We start from the raw sequence: 16,794 nt of genomic DNA, 5'->3' as shown, positions 1-16,794 counted from the left end.
GATGAGCATCATGGCCCCACGCAACAACCTCGTGAACCGCCTTTCCGAGTCCGGCGCCCGCTTCAAGGCGCTGCCGGCAGGCTCCAAAATCGCCTTGGCCTTCCTGCTGGCCATTGCCGCGGTGGCCCTCTTCGCCCCGCTGATCGCCCCGCACGACCCGCTGGCCACCGGAATCCCGGCGCAGAAGCCGAGCGCCGAGCACTTCTTCGGCACCGACCGGCTGGGCCGCGACATCTACTCGCGCCTGCTCTTCGGCGCCCAAGCCTCGCTGCTGGTCGGCCTGGGGTCGGTGGCGCTGGCACTGGTCATGGGCGGGCTGCTCGGTGCGTTGGCCGCCACCAGCGCCAAATGGGCCAATGAGACGATCATGCGCATCATGGACATGGTGATGGCCTTCCCGGGCATCGCCCTGGCCGCCGCGCTGCTGGCTTCGCTGGGCAACACCTTGCCGGTGATCATCTTGTCCATCGCGATCATCTACACCCCGCAAATCGCCCGGGTGGTCCGTGCCAACGTGCTGGCCCAATGGGGCGAGGACTATGTGCGCGCCGAACGCGTCATCGGCGCCGGGCGCTTCTACATCCTGGGCACCCACGTGCTGCGCAACTGCGCGGCCCCGGTAATGGTCTTCGCCACCGTGATGGTGGCCGACGCCATCATCCTCGAAGCATCCCTTTCCTTCCTCGGTGCAGGCATCCAGGATCCGGCCCCGAGCTGGGGCAACGTGATCTCCTACGGCCGCACCCTGGTGCTCAACGGCGCGTGGTGGGCGACCACCTTCGCCGGCCTGGTGATCCTGCTGACCGTGCTGGCGCTGAACATGCTGGCCGAAGGCATGACCGATGCACTGGTGAATACCAAGGGCTCGGCCAGGAAGCAGGCGAAGAAGAACGGCGAGCCTGCGCTGGCCAAGGCCAAGGCGGCCGCGGACCCGCAGGCCGCCGAACGGCTGCGCGGGGAACTGGACCTGCTGGCAGCGGCCGAGGCCCAGCGCACCGACCGCCTGGTGCTCGATACCTCCCAGGGCGCGCCGCGCACCATCCTGGAGGTCAAGAACCTGTCCATCCGCTTCCCGGAGCGCTACGGGGACACCCCGATCGTGCAGGATGTCTCCTTCGCGGTGCGCGAGGGCGAAACCATGGCGCTGGTGGGCGAATCCGGCTGCGGCAAGTCCATCACCTCGTTGGCCATCATGGGCCTGCTGCCGGGCAGCGCCCAGCTCTCCGGTTCCATCACCTTCGAGGGCAGGGAACTGCTGCCGGCCACCACCGATGGCGGCACCCGGGCCGGGGACGACAAGGTCTACAAGGGCCTGCGCGGCGAGCAGATCGCGATGGTCTACCAGGACGCGCTGTCCAGCCTGAACCCCTCGATGCTCATCGGCGACCAGCTGCGCCAGCTCACCCGCCGCGGCGGGCGCCAGACCCCCGAGGAACTGCTCGCCCTGGTCAAGCTGGATGCCAAGCGCACCCTGCGCTCCTACCCGCATGAGCTCTCCGGCGGCCAGCGCCAGCGCGTGCTGATCGCCATGGCCCTCTCGCGCAGCCCCAAGCTGGTGGTCTGCGACGAGCCGACCACCGCGCTGGATGTCACCGTGCAGAAGCAAGTGGTCGACCTGCTCAACGAGCTGCGCGAGCAGCTGGGCTTCGCGATGGTCTTCGTCTCCCACGACCTGGCGCTGGTGGCCTCGCTGGCCCACCGGGTCACCGTGATGTACGCCGGCCAGGTGGTGGAGTCCGGTCCGATCAGCGAGGTGCTCTCTGACCCGCATCACGAATACACCCAGGGCCTGCTCGGCGCGGTGCTCTCCATCGAGTCGAAGGCGCAACGCCTGCACCAGATCCCGGGCACCGTCCCCAGCCCGTACGATTTCGCCGCCGGCGACCGCTTCGCCGAGCGTTCGCAGCGTGCCGGCGCCGACCCGGACCAGCACCTGTCCTTCGTCCCGGTGGACGCCGGCAGCGAGCACCGCTGGGCCAGCCACCAGGGCAATGGCAGCCAACTTCAAGGAGCCAGCAAATGAGCAACGCGATCATCGAGCTGCAGGATATCCACGTGCACCACAAGATCCGCGGCGGCAAGCTGTTCTCCCCGCGCCTGATCAAGGCCGTCAACGGGGTGGACTTCGCGGTGCGCCGCGGGCAGACCGTGGGCATCGTGGGCGAATCCGGTTGCGGCAAGTCCACCCTGGCTTCGGTGCTGGTGGGACTGCAGGAACCCACCAGCGGGCAGGTGCTGTTCAACGGCAAGCCGGTGGGCAAGCGCAACGCCGCAGGCCGCAAGGAGTTCGGGCGCAGCGTGGGCGTGGTCTTCCAGGACCCGGCCACCGCGCTGAATCCGCGCATGTCGATCATGGACACGCTCACCGACCCGCTGCGCGTGCATGGCATCGGCAGCGATGCTTCGCGCAAGGCCAAGGCGCTGGAACTGCTTGAGGTGGTGGGCCTGCCGGCTTCGGCGGCCTCGGCCCTGCCCAGCCAGGTCTCCGGCGGCCAGCGCCAGCGCGTGGCCATCGCCAGGGCGCTGGCCCTGGAACCTGCGGTGATCGTGGCCGATGAGCCCACCAGCGCGCTGGATGTCTCGGTGCGGGCGCAGGTGCTGAACCTGCTCACCGACCTGAAATCCGAGCTGAACCTGGGCATGGTGTTCATCTCCCACGATATCCAGACCGTGCGCTATGTTTCGGACACCATCTGCGTGATGAACTCCGGGCAAATCGTCGAGCGAGGCGATGCCGCACAGGTATTCGACGCGCCCACCAATGACTACACCCGCACCCTGTTGGGTGCTGCCCCGGCACTGCTGGAGCACTAACCAATCGCCGCAATTGCGGCACCTAGAGAAAGACCGAATCCCCGTGGCTTACACGAACAACCCGAAGTACTCCGGCGTCATCCCGCCGGTCATCACCCCGCGCACCGCCGATGGCGCCATTGACACCGCCGGCCTGGATGCCGTGGTGGAACACCTGATCGACGGGGGAGTGGCCGGCCTGTTCGTGCTCGGTTCCTCCGGAGAGGTGCCCTACCTGGCCAATGCCGAACGCGACGCGGTACTCACCCGGATCGTGGCCGCCAACGCAGGCCGCGTGCCGGTGCTGGTCGGTGCCAGCGAGCAGACCACCGCCCGCGTCATCGACGAGGGCCAGCGCCTGATCGCCCTGGGCGCCGACGCGCTGGTGGTCACCACCCCGTTCTATGCCATCTCCAACGGCCCGGAGATCGAAGCGCACTTCACCGCCATCCACGACGCCCTGCAGGTCGACATCTTCGCCTACGACGTGCCGGTGCGCACCCACCACAAGCTGCCGCTGGATGTGGCCATCCGGCTGGCGCAGTCCGGCGCCATCGTGGGCGTGAAGGACTCCTCGGGCGACGACGTGTCCTTCCGCCAGCTGCTGCTGGCCACCAAGGACATCGAGGGCTTCTCGGTGTTCACCGGCCATGAGGTCGTCGTCGACGGGGCGCTGCTGGGCGGAGCCCACGGCGTGGTGCCGGGCCTGGGCAACGTGGACCCAGCTGGCTACCGCCGCCTGTTCGAGAAGGCAGTGGCCGGCGACTGGGCCAGCGCCGCGGCCGAGCAGGACCGCCTGGCCCGCGTCTTCGACATCGTCTACACCCCGGATGCTTCCCGGGTGTCGCCAGGGGCTGCGGGCCTGGGCGCCTTCAAGACCGCCCTGGTGGAACTGGGCATCATCGCCAATAACGCCATGAGCGCCCCGATGGCGTCGCTGGATGCCTCCGAGGCCGCCGCGATCCGCGGGATCCTGGCCGAAACCGGCCTGTTGCCGGTGGCCGCCAAGTAGGCCCTGGCCCAGTGCAAGAACAACTAGCAGGCGCCGGCGAGGTGCTCGCCCTGGATCTGGGCGGCACCAAGATCGCCGGCGCCGTAGTGCGCCGCGATGGCACCATCACCGCGCGCAGCCAAGCACCCACACCGGCCCGCGAAGGCTCCGCCGCGATCATCGCGGCCATGGCCGGCGTGGTGCAGCAGCTGCGCGGTGCATGCTCGGCGCAGCCGGCCGGGTTGGGTATCGGCGCCGCCGGGGTCATCGACCCGGAAACCGCGAAGGTGGTATCGGCCACCGATACCTTAGCGGGCTGGGCCGGCACCGACATGGCGGCCGAACTGGGACGGCTCACCGGACTGGGAGTCCGCGCGGTCAATGACGTGCACGCCCACGGTTTGGGCGAGGCCCGCTTCGGCGCAGGCCGGGGAACCGGCCAGATGATGCTGTTGGCCATCGGCACCGGAATCGGCGGAGCCTACCTGCACGGCGGCCAGCTGGTCACCGGCTTCCACCACGTGGCCGGGCATATGGGGCACATCGATTCGGCTTACGCCACCGGGCTGGAATGCTCCTGCGGACGCACCGGGCATGTGGAGGCGATCGCCGCCGGGCCGGCGATCCACCGGCACTACCAGCGATTGGCCGGCAACCCGAAGGTGCGCGACACCCAGGCGGTCACCGCGCTGGCCGGAGCCGGCGACGCCTTGGCCTATCGGGCAGTGCATACCGGAGGCCTGGCCGCAGGCGCCGCCGCCGGATCGCTGGCCAACGTGCTGGACCCGCAGAAAATCGTCATTGCCGGCGGGATGGCCGGGGCGGGGAGAATCTGGTGGGAGGGTGTGCGCGAGGGCTTCGCCTCCAGCGCCATCGACCTGGTGCGCGGCACCGCGCTGGAACCTGCCCGTTTGGGAACCGATGCCGCCCTGATCGGGGCGGCCAGCCTATTCTGGCCACAAGACTAAGAGGAGAAAGACATGTTGCTTTCGGCAGCAGCACTTCAAGCCCTGCGCGGACGGCTGATCGTTTCGGCGCAAGCCTATCCGGGGGAGCCGATGCGCCACCCGCAGACCATGGCGCAGGTGGCGGCCTCGGCGGTGATCGGCGGCGCCGGCGCCGTGCGCGTGCAGGGCATCGCGGATATCCAATTCACCCGTTCGGCCGTCGAGGTGCCGGTCATCGGGCTGTTCAAGGACGGCCATGAGGGCGTGTTCATCACCCCCACCATCCACCACGCCTTGGCGGTGGCCAACGCCGGGGCGCACATCGTGGCCCTGGACGGCACCCGCCGCGAACGGCCCGACGGCAAGAGCCTGGAACAAACCATTAACGCGGTCCACGAACGGTCTGCCGCCTTGGTGATGGCCGACTGCGGGTCGCTGGACGACGCGCTGGCTGCCGCGCAGGCCGGGGCCGATCTGATCGGCACCACGCTGGCCGGCTACACCGGGGAACGGGACAAGACCGAGGGACCTGACCTGGAGCTGCTGGAGCAGATCGCAGCAGCGGGCCTGGAGCCGCCATTGATTGCCGAGGGCCGGATCCACACCCCGGCGCAGGCCAAAGCCGCGCTGGATGCCGGCGCGTTCGCCGTGGTGGTGGGCACCGCGATCACCCATCCGGCGAGCATTACCGGATGGTTCGACGCCGCCCTGCGAGGCTAGGCGTTTTCTTCGTGGCTGGTAACTGGCCTACGCTTAAGCGCAGAACCTAATTCCTGCAGAATCGGAGAATCACCCCGTGGACGTCTTTATCAAGGGCCCTTCCAAGCGCGATGTAGCCGGCATGAAAGCGGCCTTCGGCGAGGTGGAAGCCGGAGACGTGATCTCGGTGCTCTACAAGACCGCCCGCTTCGGCAACTTCCTGATCACCGGCGCCGCGCACGCCACGGTGCTCGACGACGTCATGGTCGGCGGGCTGAACGCGGCCGCTGCCAAGAAGAAAGCCAAAGACGCCGACGGCGGCGAAACCATGGCCCGCCAGCCTGATAAGGACGTGCGCGCCTTCCCCGCAGTCTTCGAAGGCGAGTTCGCCCCGGAAGACGTCGAAGTTTCCGAGCTGTCCCACGGCGATTTGGTTGCCGCATCCTTCAGCCAGGAACCCTACGGTGATTTCGTGATTACCGGCGTGGTCACCGAAGCCGAAAATGATCGCGGCTACCTGATGGTCGGTCCGTGGATCCTGCAAACCGCCGACGGGGCGCCGCCGCGGTTGCTGTCGGTTCAGCGCGTGGCGGCCAACGGCACGCACGTGGCCCCGGTGCCTACGCGCCGCGGCCTGGTCGAGGTAGACGGACTGTAGCCAGCAAAGAGTTCAACAGGCCCCGGTGGATGAAATTATTTTTCATTCACCGGGGCCTTCTTTCTACTTCCGGAAAGGAGGCGGGTTCTCACGGTCGTTGCAACACCTTGATCAAACAGGAGTTGCAACGACCGTCAGAACCCGCCTTGTACGACTTGGTCCGGCATTTATCACTCCACGCGTGCACGACTAGGAGAAGGGCAGCACTATCGATGGTGTTTCAGGTCGTATCTGTGGCTCCCATGGTACTGGGGTCAATTTGCCTTGGCGGCGGTATGCCGTCTCAAGCGGGATTCTTATAGACCCAGGCACCGCTAGAACTTACTATGTTAGATAACATCTTCCGGAAGATATAACCGACACAGGTGGGTTGAGATATGAGTACATCTCCCCACCTGCCAAATGTGAAAGTGTACCTTGCGATCAAAACCCATAATTCTGGTGCTCGCGTTTGCCGGATTGTTGCTGTTGTTGGATCTAGCGATGCTGTCTTATCGCGCCATACAGGCTGCCACCCTACAGGAGGCAAACTCACTATATACGAACAGAGCTATCGAGTTGAGCGGTGATCCATCGACAGCAATCGATTACGCTCGGGGCGATGGGTTGGATGTAACCATCTTCCAACCGCTCGCTGACGATGATCATATTCGTGCCGTATTTTCGACAACGGACGTGTCTGGATCTTTACCACTGCACGATATCCGTTGGAATGTATCCGATAGTCGTCCGGGGGCATTAGTAGGGGCCAACCTCCAAGCTGTGGGCGCCGAGATCGTAATACTGGGAAAAGAATATGAAGTTGCTGGTTTATTAGGGGCACGGGACAAGAGCCTGTTAGCCGACGAAATCGTTATTTACGATCCACAGTTGTTTGAGGAGCCAGGTGAGCGTCGATTCGTCGTTGACGGACCAGACGCCGATCGGATTACTGAACGTTTCGAGAATACGCGTGCGATTGAATCAGGTCTCTCCAGGCGAACTAATATTGATTTCATTTCTCCCATCATGAATATGCTTACTGTGGTTTTGCTAATCACTGGGACAGGTATTTTAGGGTATCTAACGCATACCTGGGGTGCAGCGCGTGATTCGGTAGATCGTCTGTGGGGACGCACCCGCGCATTTTTGTTGTCACGACATATTCTCTCGTACACGACAGTCTGGATCGCGGCGGCAATAGTACCGACGCTAATTCTATTTAGTGCGGGTCGAGCTAGCTTATTGTTTCAAGATTTTCTCTACTCGCATGTGCTTCTGACATCTATGTTCATTCTCTCTTTCACGACGTCGTTTGTGGTTAGGAACGGAGGAATGAAATGAACGAGTTCATTTTTGATCTACGTCGAAACTGGCTTGCTATTGCAACAAAAGCTGTTATCGTAGTGCTGTTTTTAACGGGTTTATACAGCACTATCAGTTTCTCAGCGTCAACGCAGAACGCGATTATCAAAAGCTTTAGTGATGGAAACAATCAAGATCTCTACCGTGTGACAGATACTTTTATCGATGCCAATGAGTTCACAGAAATTCGTCAAAGCCCAGAAAAACTAGATCAAATTGGAGAGTTTTACGAGAAACTCAATGAGAGCAAGCTCGTGAACTTATTGTCGTCTTTTAATCAACCTATACCGATTGCTGATTTTAAAGGCAGTGAGTCTTTCGATGCTTGGGCTGGGGGAGACTATGTTAATGGCGGCGTTTACGTCGATCAGCTGACAGGGCGCGAGACACTGGAGGTTCGGTCAATGCAGATGAGTAAGGAAGCGTTTGAATTTTCGCATTTGACGGTCGACGAGGGGCAACTTCCTGATTGGGAGAATATTGACTACAGTTCTGGCCAGATCCCAGTGTTGCTTGGTGCGGACTACAGGGGTATTTACAGTGTCAATGACACACTTGACGGCATGTTCTACATGGAACCGTTCTCACTCAAAGTTGTTGGATTCCTTGAGCCGCACTCTTCGATGTTCTACCAAGACGATATAGACCACTTCCTTGATGACACCATTGTCATCCCGTATCCAAAAACACTACGTGGGATAGCGAAGACGAATCTAGATTTTGGTGGGATATTGTCCTTCGCAATGATCAACAGCGATTTTACTGCGTCGAAAGAAATGTCCAGTAACGATATCCTCAAGCATCTTGACCAGATCGGGCGGGAAACTGGATTCACGAACTATGCACTTATAGGTGTGCCTCAATATTTAACTCAATATTCCCTGATGCGAACAATGCTATTTGATAATGTATGGCTAGTCGCCTTCCTTCAAGTTGCTTTAGGAATAGTTGGCGGACTCGTGTTGTGCGCGCTGAGTTCATTCAATTTCCGTCGTCGGCGTACTGTCCTCAATTTACGGTGGATAATTGGAACTTCTTGTTTGGAGTTGCAGAAGTGGATGGGGATGATTGTGCTCATCGAATGGGCCGCAATCGGACTGTTGTTCCTCACTGTTTATCAAGTTTTACCCAATGAGGGTTCATCAGCCGTCGGCTGGATTATTCTAATTTTTGCCGTTGCTGCTTGTGTTGATATTGCTGCTGCTACCAGGTCGACCAAACTGTACTTTCAAAGAAAGATTGCATAGAGACATGACAAGAATCGAACTTCGAGGCCTATCCAAAGGGTTTCGTGAGGCTAACGGCACACCCCATACACTGTTCCAGAACACGAACTTTGAAGCAGATGAGAACGATGCTTCAATTGCCGTCCTCGGACGCAGTGGTTCGGGAAAAAGTACCTTACTTAAAATTTTGGCCGGTCTTGATACTCATTATATGGGGGAATTTCGCTTTAACGAAGAAATTCTCCAGCATAAGGAATCGAGGATGGCGGCCTTTCGCAAGGCGAATGTCGGCGTAATTACGCAACGCTATGATCTGCTACCTGAGCGGACCGCCTTGCAAAATGTCATGTTGGGACTAGGCGGGAATAAGAACGCCTTCCGCGACCCGGCAGCAGACGCACTCGGTCATGTAGGTCTTAGTAAGTACGAAAATCATAGAGTCGGCAGACTCTCAGGTGGCGAAGCTCAGCGTGTGGCGATTGCCCGCGCAATCGTTAAATCTCCAGCAATTCTAATTGCGGATGAGCCAACCGGGGCGCTCGATGAGCAGACGGAAAATGAAGTGTTGGATCTATTCGACATTCTTCGCGCTCGTGGAAGTTTGCTCGTTATTGCAACCCATAGTGAACGAGTAGCTCAACGTTGCGCCAGGCAGGTAGTTATCACAGGTAAGAAATTAGTTGAAGTCTAGTGTCGATTCTAATCGATAATCCTAGGCTAAAGAACTATTCTGATTAAAAAATTCCTAAAACATCACGGCATTATTCCGATGCATAAAACTAGATTGGTTTATTTGAGATTTCCGTACCTGATTTCTCGCGGTTGAGTCTCTTCTCTGGGCTTATTTCTTGTCAGAGAATTTATCTTCTTGCATCGAAACAAATGCTTTCAGTTCATATTGTGTTATTTTCAAGCTAATTGACGGCTGGAATATTCATATATAACCAGAAATGCAACACTTATGTATCAATCTGAATGCTGCAACGGTGGCGAATGCCTTGCAGGACTTGTCGCTTTGATGATCGCTGGAGCCCTATAGGCACCCCACGGCCCTCGCACAGCCCTACGAAGACCAGGTATGTTGGTTAGCCCTTCGCATTGGACCTAGGCGCGCAGCACCTGGCCGATGATCTCGACGCCCTGGTTGAAGGCTCCAGGGTTCGGGCCGGCAAAGTTCAACCGCAGAAAGCGTCCGGTCGGTTCCGCGGGGAACCAGCTGTCTCCGGCCGAGATGGCCACGCCGCGCATTTCGCAGTCGCGGACCAGCTGCACCAGATTAGTGGCATCCGGCAACCTTGCCCAGAGGTTCAGCCCGCCCAGCGGGACCTGCTCGACATGTGCTTCGGGCAGATGCTGCGCCAGGGCGTCGAGCACCAGATCCCTGCGCGTTGCCAGCTGCTGGCGCACCGAGCGCAAGTGGGTGCGCCACCCGGGCTGGGTGACCACGTCAAGCGCGACGGATTGCAGCGCACCACTGACATACATGGATTGGGCCTGGTTATCGGCCAAGATCCGTTCCCGTGCTGGCCCTCTGGCAATGACGCCGGCAACACGGACCGCCGGGACACGCTTTTGGTCAGGGAGCGCAGATACACCACATGGCCGCTGTCATCTCTGGCGGCCATCGGTGAAGACTCGGCATTGATCCCCAAATCCTTCGCCCAGTCATCTTCCACCAGGAAAGCGCCACGATTCTTCAGGATTTCCAGCACCCGCTGGGAAACTTCGGGCGACCACTGGGCCCCGGAAGGGTTGGCAAAATTCGGGTGGGCGTAGAAGGCGCGGGCCCCGGTTTGCTCGAAAGCGCGATCCAACTGCCCGGTGTCCGGGCCGTGGGGACCGGCGGGAACGGGGACGAGCTGCACGCCGACTTGCGCGGCCGCGAGGATAGCACCCCAGTAGGTGGGCGATTCGATGAGCATCGGCTTGCCGGCCCCAACCAGTGAGCGGAAGATCGAGCCCAGCCCGCTTTGGCTGCCGGGCAGGACGACGACGTCGCTGGCCGCCGGCGCGCTCAGCCCAGGGGCGGTGATGGCGCCGAGCTCGGATGCGAACCAGCTCTGCAGATCAGGCAGCCCCGCGGCCGGGGTGCGCTGGAGCACCGCATCGCTGCGCGCGACCCGCGAGAAGGCGCTGCGCACCAGTCGTTCTGGCAGCAAGTCTCGATCCGGATAGCCCGACTGCAGGGATATGACGTCATTGGGCGTAGCGCGCTGGGCGGAGGCGAGTTCAGGCAGGGGCCGTTGCACAACGCCCAAGGCCGCGGTTTGCCAGGCATGGTCGTGCGCCCTGGCCACCGGGTGGCTGCGAACGAAGGTGCCGATACCCGGACGCGATTCAATGATGCCCTGGCCGGTGAGGATCCGCAGCGCTTTCTGCACGGTGACCGGGCTGACTTCATAATCCGCCACCAGAGTACGGGTGGAGGGCAGCTGGCTCCCGGCGGGGGCTGTCGCAATCCATTCGCGCAGTACCGCAACCAGGCGCTCACTGCTACTGTTAAACATGAAACTAGATAGTACCGCTACTCTCATTTCGCGGCAACCGCTATCCTCGGGCGTTACCGGGCTGATCTGGGGCTTGCTGGGAGTGCTCGCCTTCTCCTTCACCGTGCCCTTCACCCGCATCGCCGTGGAAAGCGGCCATCTGCAACCGCTGTTCGTCGGCGCCGGGCGATCCGTTATCGCCGCAATGCTGGCTGTTGCCGTGCTATGGAGCACCGGCCAGAAACTTCCGACACGGTCGCAATGGTGGCGTCTGCTGGTCGTCGCCGGGGGAGTCATCGCAGGTTTCCCCCTGCTGACATCCTTTGCGATGACCACGGCTCCGGCCAGCCATGGCGCGGTAGTGATCGCCATCCTGCCTGCAGTGACGGCCGCAGCCGCTGTTCTGCGAACCAGGGAACGACCCAGTGCCAGATTCTGGATCGCGGCTGGTTCTGGGGCATTGGCAGCCTTGGCGTTTGCCGCTTTGCAAGGAGGCGGGCTGGGCAGCTTGCACGGGGCCGACTGGTTGCTCTTCGGGGCGGTGCTCGCTTGCGCTATCGGCTACGCCGAAGGCGGACTGCTCTCGCGGGAGCTCGGTTCATGGCAAACGATCTCATGGGCGCTGGTCCTGGCCTCACCGGTAATGATCACCCTCACGACCGTCTCGGCGCTCCAGCAACCGCCCACGGCAACATTCAGCGAGTGGGCGGCATTCGCCTATCTTGGCGTCGTGAGCATGTTCCTCGGCTTCATTGCGTGGTATCGCGGATTGGCCATCGGCCCGATGGCGCAAGTGAGCCAGGTGCAGCTGGCGCAGCCGGTGATGACGATCTGCTGGGCCGGGATGCTGCTGCACGAACAAATCGGTTGGCCCACCGTGGTTGGCGGCTGCGCGGTCATCGCCTGCGCGCTGCTGGCCGTAAGATCGAGGAACCAGCACATGAGACAGGATGGCGCATCATGAAATCATCAACGAAAACTGGCGCAGTGCCAGTCACCGCTTTGACCGGGCTCAGCGCCTTCCCGCTGACCCCAATGAATGATGACCAACTCGATGAACCTGCATTCATCGGATTGGTGCAGCGACTGGTTGCGGCCGGGGTGGATTCAATTACCGTCCTGGGCTCGACCGGTTCGTACATGTACCTGGACCGCGCGGAGCGCGAACGCGTCATCGGGTTGGCGGTGCAGCATGCAACGGGGATCCCGGTGCTGGCTGGAGTCGGCGCCATGCGCACGGCCCACGTCCTGGCGCATATTGACGACGCCAAGGCCGCCGGTGCGGCCGGCGTTCTGCTCGCCCCGGTGGGCTACCAGCGGCTGGACGATGATGAAGTCTTCGCACTGTTCAGGGCGGCGACCGAACGCAGCGACTTACCGGTCGTTGTCTATGACAACCCTGGGACAACGCATTTCACCTTCAGCAACGGGCTTTATGCGCGCATCGCGCAGTTGCCGGGGATCATTTCCATCAAGATTCCGGGGGTTCCGGCCGATCCGGTGGATGCGCTGGCGCATGTCGCGGCGATTCGGGCGGTGCTTCCCGATCACGTAGGCATCGGGGTATCGGGCGATGCGTTCGGGGCAGCCGGACTCATCGCAGGATGCGACGCGTGGTTTACCGCGGTGGGCGGAACGATCCCGGCCCCGATGCTTGGAATTACGCGTGCGGTGCAGGCCGGAGACCATCAGAAGGCGCTAGCGGTTTCCGAGGATCTGCGGCCGTTGTGGGACCTGATGGCGCAATGCGGCGGCAGCTTGCGCGTCAGTGCCGCCATTGCCGAGCACCTGGGCCTGGCAGCACCCAATTGCCTGCCCTTGCCGGTCCAGGGACTTAACCGGGAGCAGCGGGCAAGGGTGGCGCTGGTGCTCGATGGACTGGGGCAGGCAAGTCTCTAGCTGGGTGGCCAGCGGCCCTGTTCGGCCAGTGCGAGGCTTCGATTTCGATTCATGATCGTGAAGCCGGCAGATTCGAAACTGGCCAAGATGCCGGAAAATAGGCCCTCTCTGCCCTTGTAGGTGATTCCGGTATCGGTGGGGCGGGCATGCTCGACCGCGGCAGCAGGCAACTGCCCTGAAATGATCCGCCCGCGGAATGCGGGGCGGATCACGAGACAAATCAGCACCCAGGCGGATTCCGCCCCGCGGTTCCATTCTTCATCCTTGAAGTACTGGCATTGGCACCACTAGGGATCGCACTGCTGGCCGGATTCCAAGTTCCATGGAGTCTTCTTCGCGGGCTGGTTCCGGGCGCGCGGTGGGCGTACCCTGTGGCTAACCAGCGAACTTGGCCATCTTTGCCTGGCCATCTAGGAGCGAAAGGGTGCCTACCACCATGCCGCGAATCATCCGTTTTGACCATATCGGCGTCACCGTTGCAGACCTTGAGCTGGTGACTGGCTTCTTCATCGGCTTGGGCTTGAGTGTCGAGGGCAGGGTCGACGGGATGGAAGGGGAGTTCCTGGAAACCGTGTGCGGGGTCAAGGGCTCGCGCACGAATGTCGTCATGCTCAAGTCCGCGGATTCGGAGGTCGGCATCGAGCTGGCCAGCTTCGAGAAGCCTGCCCATGAACCGGGCAACCCGCACGCCATGGCCAACGAACTGGGACTGCGCTCGATCGCCTTCGAGGTAGATGACCTCCAGGGGATGGTCGCCGGCCTTGAAACCCGGGGCTATGGACTGATCGGCGGCGTCGGGGAATACGAAGGCGCCTGGAAAATGGCTTATGTGCGGGGCCCCGAAGGGCTGACGGTAGCCCTGGCCCAGCGGCTGGGAAACTAGGCGAAGCAGTCGTTAACCAGCAGGTGCCCGGGCCCGGGGGAAATCCCCCTGGTCCGGGCACCTGCTCGTTGGCTCTAGCGCTTGGCCTTCTGCAAGGACTTCTCGCTGATTGGCGCATTGTCGCTGGCGCGCAGCTTGCGGAAGTACTCCATGGCCTCATCCTGGCGCTCGGCTTCGCCGCCCGAGGAGATATCGGCACGCAGGTGGTCCTGGGTGTAGCCGAAGGCTTCCACCAAGTCCTGGGCATGCGGGCGCAGGCGGGCAAGCAGGCGGTTGATGTAGCCGGACAGGGTGCGGGCACGCTGCATCGAGAGCAGGCCGTTGGCCAGGTACCAGCCCAGGTCATCCTCGATCAGGGTTAGCGCGAAGACATCGCGCAACCAGGTCAGCACCTCCTTGGTGGTCGGATCCCCGGTCTTCTCCAATGCCGCGGTGAATGCTTCCCAGCGCAGCAGCTGGCCGTGGTCGCGTGCCGCGGAGATCAGCAGGTCCTGGTTCTCGTTGAATGCGGCGGCAGCCTTGGCCTTGTTCTTCCCGGCACCGCGCAGGGCGTTGGCCACCTCGGCGACCTTGGCGTTGATGCGGTCGGTGAACAGAGCGCGCTGGTTCTCCGGGTCCTTGAAGAAATTGGCGCTCTTGCGCTCATCGGAGATATCCGCGAACGCCTGGCCGACGCTGCGCAGGCCCGAGCGGTGCAGGGCAGTGGTGCCCACCTGCTTGGCCACGTACAGGGCCATGGCCCCGGTATCGAGCTTGCGGAATTCGGCGGCATAGTCGGTGAGCAGGCGCTTGCCCACCAGCTGCAGCAGCACATTGTTGTCTCCCTCGAAGGTCACGTAGACATCGAGGTCTGCATAGAGCTGGGTGAAGCGGTTCTTGGCGATGAACCCGGCTCCGCCGCAGGCTTCGCGGCATTCCTGCAGGGTGTCCAGCGCGTCCCAGGTGCTCAGCGGCTTGAGCGCCGCGGCGAGGGTTTCCAGATCCTGGCGGTCCGTGTCGCTGTCCTCGCGCCCGGAGAAGACCGCGTCGAACTTCTCCAGCAGCCCATCGTGGGCGAAGGAGGCAGCGTAGGTGCGGGCCAGGCGGGTGATCAACCGGCGCTGGTGGCGCTGGTAGTCCAGCAAGGTGGTTTCCTCGGTGTCCGAGGTGGAGTTGAACTGGCGGCGCTGGTTGCCGTAGGTGATCGCGATCTGCAGGGCGATCTTCGAGGCGTTGGTGGCGGCGCCATCAAGCGATACGCGGCCCTGGACCAGGGTGCCGAGCATGGTGAAGAAGCGGCGTCCCGGGGAGGGAATCGGCGAGGAATAGGTGCCGGTTTCATCCACGTTGCCGTAGCGGTTGAGCAGGTTGGTGCGCGGCACGCGGACGTTGGTGAAGTGCAGACGGCCGTTATCGATGCCGTTCAGCCCGCCCTTGAGCCCGTCGTCCTCTCCGCCGATGCCCTCCAGGAAGTTGCCCTGCTCATCGCGGATCGGCACGTAGAAGCAGTGCACGCCGTGGTTGACGCCCTTGGTGACCAGCTGCGCGAAGACGGTGGCGGCCTTGCCGTGCAGGGCGGCGTTGCCCAGGAATTCCTTCCAGGCGGCCTTGAACGGAGTATGGATGACGAACTCATCGGTGGCTTCGTCGTAGGTAGCGGTGGTGGCAACTGCGGCCACATCGGAGCCGTGGCCGATTTCGGTCATGGCGAAGGCGCCGGGGGTGTCCAGGTTCATCGCCCCGGGCAGCCATGCCTTGTGGTGCTCTTCGGTGCCCAGGTGCAGGATCGCCCCGGCAAACAGGCCCCACTGCACGCCGGCCTTGATCTGCAGCGACGGGTCCGCGGCGACCAGTTCCTCGAAGGCGGCGATGGATCCGCCGTGGTCGTTCTTGCCGCCGAATTCGGTGGGGAAGGCGCGCTGGACGGCTTCCTGCTGCACCAGGATGCCCAGCTGGCCCAGAACGCGTTCGCGGTGCTCATCCATGCCCAGCAGCGGGTCGCGCTGCAGCTGCGGGTCCGCGGCGCGGGCGCGAGAGGCCTTGCGGATTTCGGCATAGGGGCCGAAGAGCTGTTCGGACAGGGCGTTGACGTTGATGCGGTTCTCGCTCATGACGTGTCTTTCTATTCGGTGGTGAGTCGGGTTGGGAGTGCACCTGGGTGCTTCAGTTGGTTTTCGGGGTCCGGGTGGAGGCGATGCCATAGGCCAGCCAATTGGTCAGTTCCGCGGCCAGCGACGGCAATGCCGGCTTGTTGGCGGAATCCGGTTGGCGCAGCCACTGTTCGCCGGCCGCGCGGACCATGCCCAGCGCCGCGCGCGGCCACAACTCCAGGGTCGCGGAAGTGGCGCGCTGGTCATAGAGCTTGAGCAGGCGTTCGCTCATCAAGCTGGATGCCTCTTCGAAGAAGGTGCTCAGGGCGCCAGCGGATTCATCGTCGGCGCAGCGCGGGGCCGATGTCACGAAGAAGTACAGGTTCGGGCTGTTGGCTGCCAGCTCCAGGTAGGAGGAAACCATGGCGTGCAGGGCGCTGATTTCGTCTTCCTTGGCCAGGCCTGCGGCGATGACGCGTTCGCGGAAGTCGTTGATGACCATGGCGCTCAGTGCCTGGCGCAGGCCCTCCTTGTCGCCGAAGTACCGGTAGTACACCGGTTTGGAAGTTTTCGCGTGATTGGCGATGTCTTCCATGGAGACCTGCGGGCCGAGCTTGTGCACGGCCTTGCGCGCCAGCTTGAGCAGTTCTTCGTGGCGCGCGGTGCGATGCGCTTGCCAGCGAGCTGCCCGGCCGTCGGTCTCGCGGTCGATTTCCCCAGTGATCTTGTTCACGTAACTCACAGTATCATGTACTCTTGGTTGCAGTAATACTTGTCACACCAGAATATTTGTAGGAGT

The 16,794-nt window shown here is 62.2% G+C and carries 15 protein-coding genes and 1 pseudogene; 12 read left to right on the top strand and 4 right to left on the bottom strand.

Going from position 1 to position 16,794, the window contains the following annotated elements; all coding sequences use genetic code 11:
* The first annotated feature begins 1 nt into the window (after position 1).
* From ACIOJF_RS05425 to ACIOJF_RS05385, 9 genes are all read left to right on the top strand, one after another.
* Complete coding sequence (locus ACIOJF_RS05425; RefSeq protein ID WP_402741323.1) at positions 2 to 2,023, top strand: dipeptide/oligopeptide/nickel ABC transporter permease/ATP-binding protein; 2,022 nt, start codon at positions 2 to 4, stop codon at positions 2,021 to 2,023.
* Positions 2,020 to 2,814 (top strand): ABC transporter ATP-binding protein, encoded by a 795-nt coding sequence (locus ACIOJF_RS05420; protein ID WP_105657809.1) that lies wholly within the window; start codon positions 2,020 to 2,022, stop codon positions 2,812 to 2,814. The genes ACIOJF_RS05425 and ACIOJF_RS05420 overlap by 4 nt, the downstream gene beginning before the upstream one ends.
* Before the next feature lie 43 nt (positions 2,815 to 2,857).
* Complete coding sequence (locus ACIOJF_RS05415) at positions 2,858 to 3,805, top strand: dihydrodipicolinate synthase family protein (protein WP_402741322.1); 948 nt, start codon at positions 2,858 to 2,860, stop codon at positions 3,803 to 3,805.
* Between the two features lie 11 nt (positions 3,806 to 3,816).
* Positions 3,817 to 4,752 (top strand): ROK family protein, encoded by a 936-nt coding sequence (locus ACIOJF_RS05410; RefSeq protein ID WP_402741321.1) that lies wholly within the window; start codon positions 3,817 to 3,819, stop codon positions 4,750 to 4,752.
* A 12-nt stretch (positions 4,753 to 4,764) separates the two neighbouring features.
* Complete coding sequence (locus ACIOJF_RS05405; protein WP_402741320.1) at positions 4,765 to 5,451, top strand: N-acetylmannosamine-6-phosphate 2-epimerase; 687 nt, start codon at positions 4,765 to 4,767, stop codon at positions 5,449 to 5,451.
* Positions 5,452 to 5,527: 76 nt separating this feature from the next.
* Positions 5,528 to 6,088, top strand: coding sequence for a hypothetical protein (locus tag ACIOJF_RS05400; protein ID WP_105661251.1), 561 nt, complete (start codon positions 5,528 to 5,530; stop codon positions 6,086 to 6,088).
* 441 nt (positions 6,089 to 6,529) lie between these two features.
* A complete protein-coding gene (locus ACIOJF_RS05395) occupies positions 6,530 to 7,411 on the top strand; it encodes a hypothetical protein (RefSeq protein ID WP_402741319.1) in 882 nt (293 codons plus the stop codon).
* Positions 7,408 to 8,679 carry a hypothetical protein gene (locus ACIOJF_RS05390; protein ID WP_402741318.1) on the top strand — a complete coding sequence of 424 codons (1,272 nt, stop codon included), beginning with the start codon at positions 7,408 to 7,410 and terminating at the stop codon, positions 8,677 to 8,679. Before ACIOJF_RS05395 ends, ACIOJF_RS05390 begins: the two co-directional genes overlap by 4 nt.
* A 4-nt stretch (positions 8,680 to 8,683) precedes the next feature.
* Complete coding sequence (locus ACIOJF_RS05385) at positions 8,684 to 9,349, top strand: ABC transporter ATP-binding protein (protein WP_402741317.1); 666 nt, start codon at positions 8,684 to 8,686, stop codon at positions 9,347 to 9,349.
* A gap of 413 nt (positions 9,350 to 9,762) precedes the next feature.
* Here the strand turns inward: ACIOJF_RS05385 and ACIOJF_RS05380 are convergent.
* Positions 9,763 to 11,165 (bottom strand): annotated as a pseudogene (locus ACIOJF_RS05380) (PLP-dependent aminotransferase family protein).
* Here ACIOJF_RS05380 and ACIOJF_RS05375 point away from each other — a divergent pair.
* The gene (locus ACIOJF_RS05375; RefSeq protein ID WP_133833391.1) at positions 11,164 to 12,108 is read left to right on the top strand and encodes a DMT family transporter; all 945 of its coding nucleotides are present in this window, start codon (positions 11,164 to 11,166) and stop codon (positions 12,106 to 12,108) included. The pseudogene ACIOJF_RS05380 and the gene ACIOJF_RS05375 overlap by 2 nt on opposite strands.
* Entirely contained in the window at positions 12,105 to 13,043 is a 939-nt protein-coding gene (locus tag ACIOJF_RS05370; RefSeq protein ID WP_105661257.1) for a dihydrodipicolinate synthase family protein, read from the top strand. The genes ACIOJF_RS05375 and ACIOJF_RS05370 overlap by 4 nt, the downstream gene beginning before the upstream one ends.
* Here ACIOJF_RS05370 and ACIOJF_RS05365 read toward each other — a convergent pair.
* Positions 13,040 to 13,255: a hypothetical protein gene (locus ACIOJF_RS05365; protein ID WP_105661258.1), complete on the bottom strand. Its 216-nt coding sequence runs from the start codon at positions 13,253 to 13,255 to the stop codon at positions 13,040 to 13,042. The genes ACIOJF_RS05370 and ACIOJF_RS05365 overlap by 4 nt on opposite strands.
* Positions 13,256 to 13,467: 212 nt before the next feature.
* On the opposite strand from ACIOJF_RS05365, the gene ACIOJF_RS05360 reads away from it, so the two are divergent.
* Positions 13,468 to 13,926 (top strand): VOC family protein, encoded by a 459-nt coding sequence (locus ACIOJF_RS05360; protein WP_332504360.1) that lies wholly within the window; start codon positions 13,468 to 13,470, stop codon positions 13,924 to 13,926.
* Positions 13,927 to 14,000: 74 nt separating this feature from the next.
* Here ACIOJF_RS05360 and ACIOJF_RS05355 read toward each other — a convergent pair whose 3' ends face one another.
* Together ACIOJF_RS05355 and ACIOJF_RS05350 are read right to left on the bottom strand one after the other, a co-directional pair.
* Positions 14,001 to 16,016, bottom strand: coding sequence for an acyl-CoA dehydrogenase (locus ACIOJF_RS05355; RefSeq protein WP_402741316.1), 2,016 nt, complete (start codon positions 16,014 to 16,016; stop codon positions 14,001 to 14,003).
* A gap of 52 nt (positions 16,017 to 16,068) precedes the next feature.
* The gene (locus ACIOJF_RS05350) at positions 16,069 to 16,728 is read right to left on the bottom strand and encodes a TetR/AcrR family transcriptional regulator (protein WP_105661260.1); all 660 of its coding nucleotides are present in this window, start codon (positions 16,726 to 16,728) and stop codon (positions 16,069 to 16,071) included.
* Positions 16,729 to 16,794: the final 66 nt, after the last annotated feature.

It is taken from the genome of Glutamicibacter sp. NPDC087831 (assembly GCF_044742845.1).
Classification (GTDB): Bacteria; Actinomycetota; Actinomycetes; order Actinomycetales; family Micrococcaceae; genus Glutamicibacter.
The sequence above is the reverse complement of the archived record's forward strand: the minus strand, read 5'-3'. Positions and strand labels throughout refer to the sequence as shown.

Excerpts from the sequence above, each read along its gene's own strand:
- ACIOJF_RS05425 (WP_402741323.1), top strand. The coding sequence starts at position 2 with ATGAGCATCATGGCCCCACGCAACAACCTCGTGAACCGCCTTTCCGAG.
- ACIOJF_RS05385 (WP_402741317.1), top strand. The coding sequence starts at position 8,684 with ATGACAAGAATCGAACTTCGAGGCCTATCCAAAGGGTTTCGTGAGGCT.
- ACIOJF_RS05355 (WP_402741316.1), bottom strand. The coding sequence starts at position 16,016 with ATGAGCGAGAACCGCATCAACGTCAACGCCCTGTCCGAACAGCTCTTC.
- ACIOJF_RS05390 (WP_402741318.1), top strand. The coding sequence starts at position 7,408 with ATGAACGAGTTCATTTTTGATCTACGTCGAAACTGGCTTGCTATTGCA.
- ACIOJF_RS05375 (WP_133833391.1), top strand. The coding sequence starts at position 11,164 with ATGAAACTAGATAGTACCGCTACTCTCATTTCGCGGCAACCGCTATCC.
- ACIOJF_RS05370 (WP_105661257.1), top strand. The coding sequence starts at position 12,105 with ATGAAATCATCAACGAAAACTGGCGCAGTGCCAGTCACCGCTTTGACC.
- ACIOJF_RS05405 (WP_402741320.1), top strand. The coding sequence starts at position 4,765 with ATGTTGCTTTCGGCAGCAGCACTTCAAGCCCTGCGCGGACGGCTGATC.
- ACIOJF_RS05420 (WP_105657809.1), top strand. The coding sequence starts at position 2,020 with ATGAGCAACGCGATCATCGAGCTGCAGGATATCCACGTGCACCACAAG.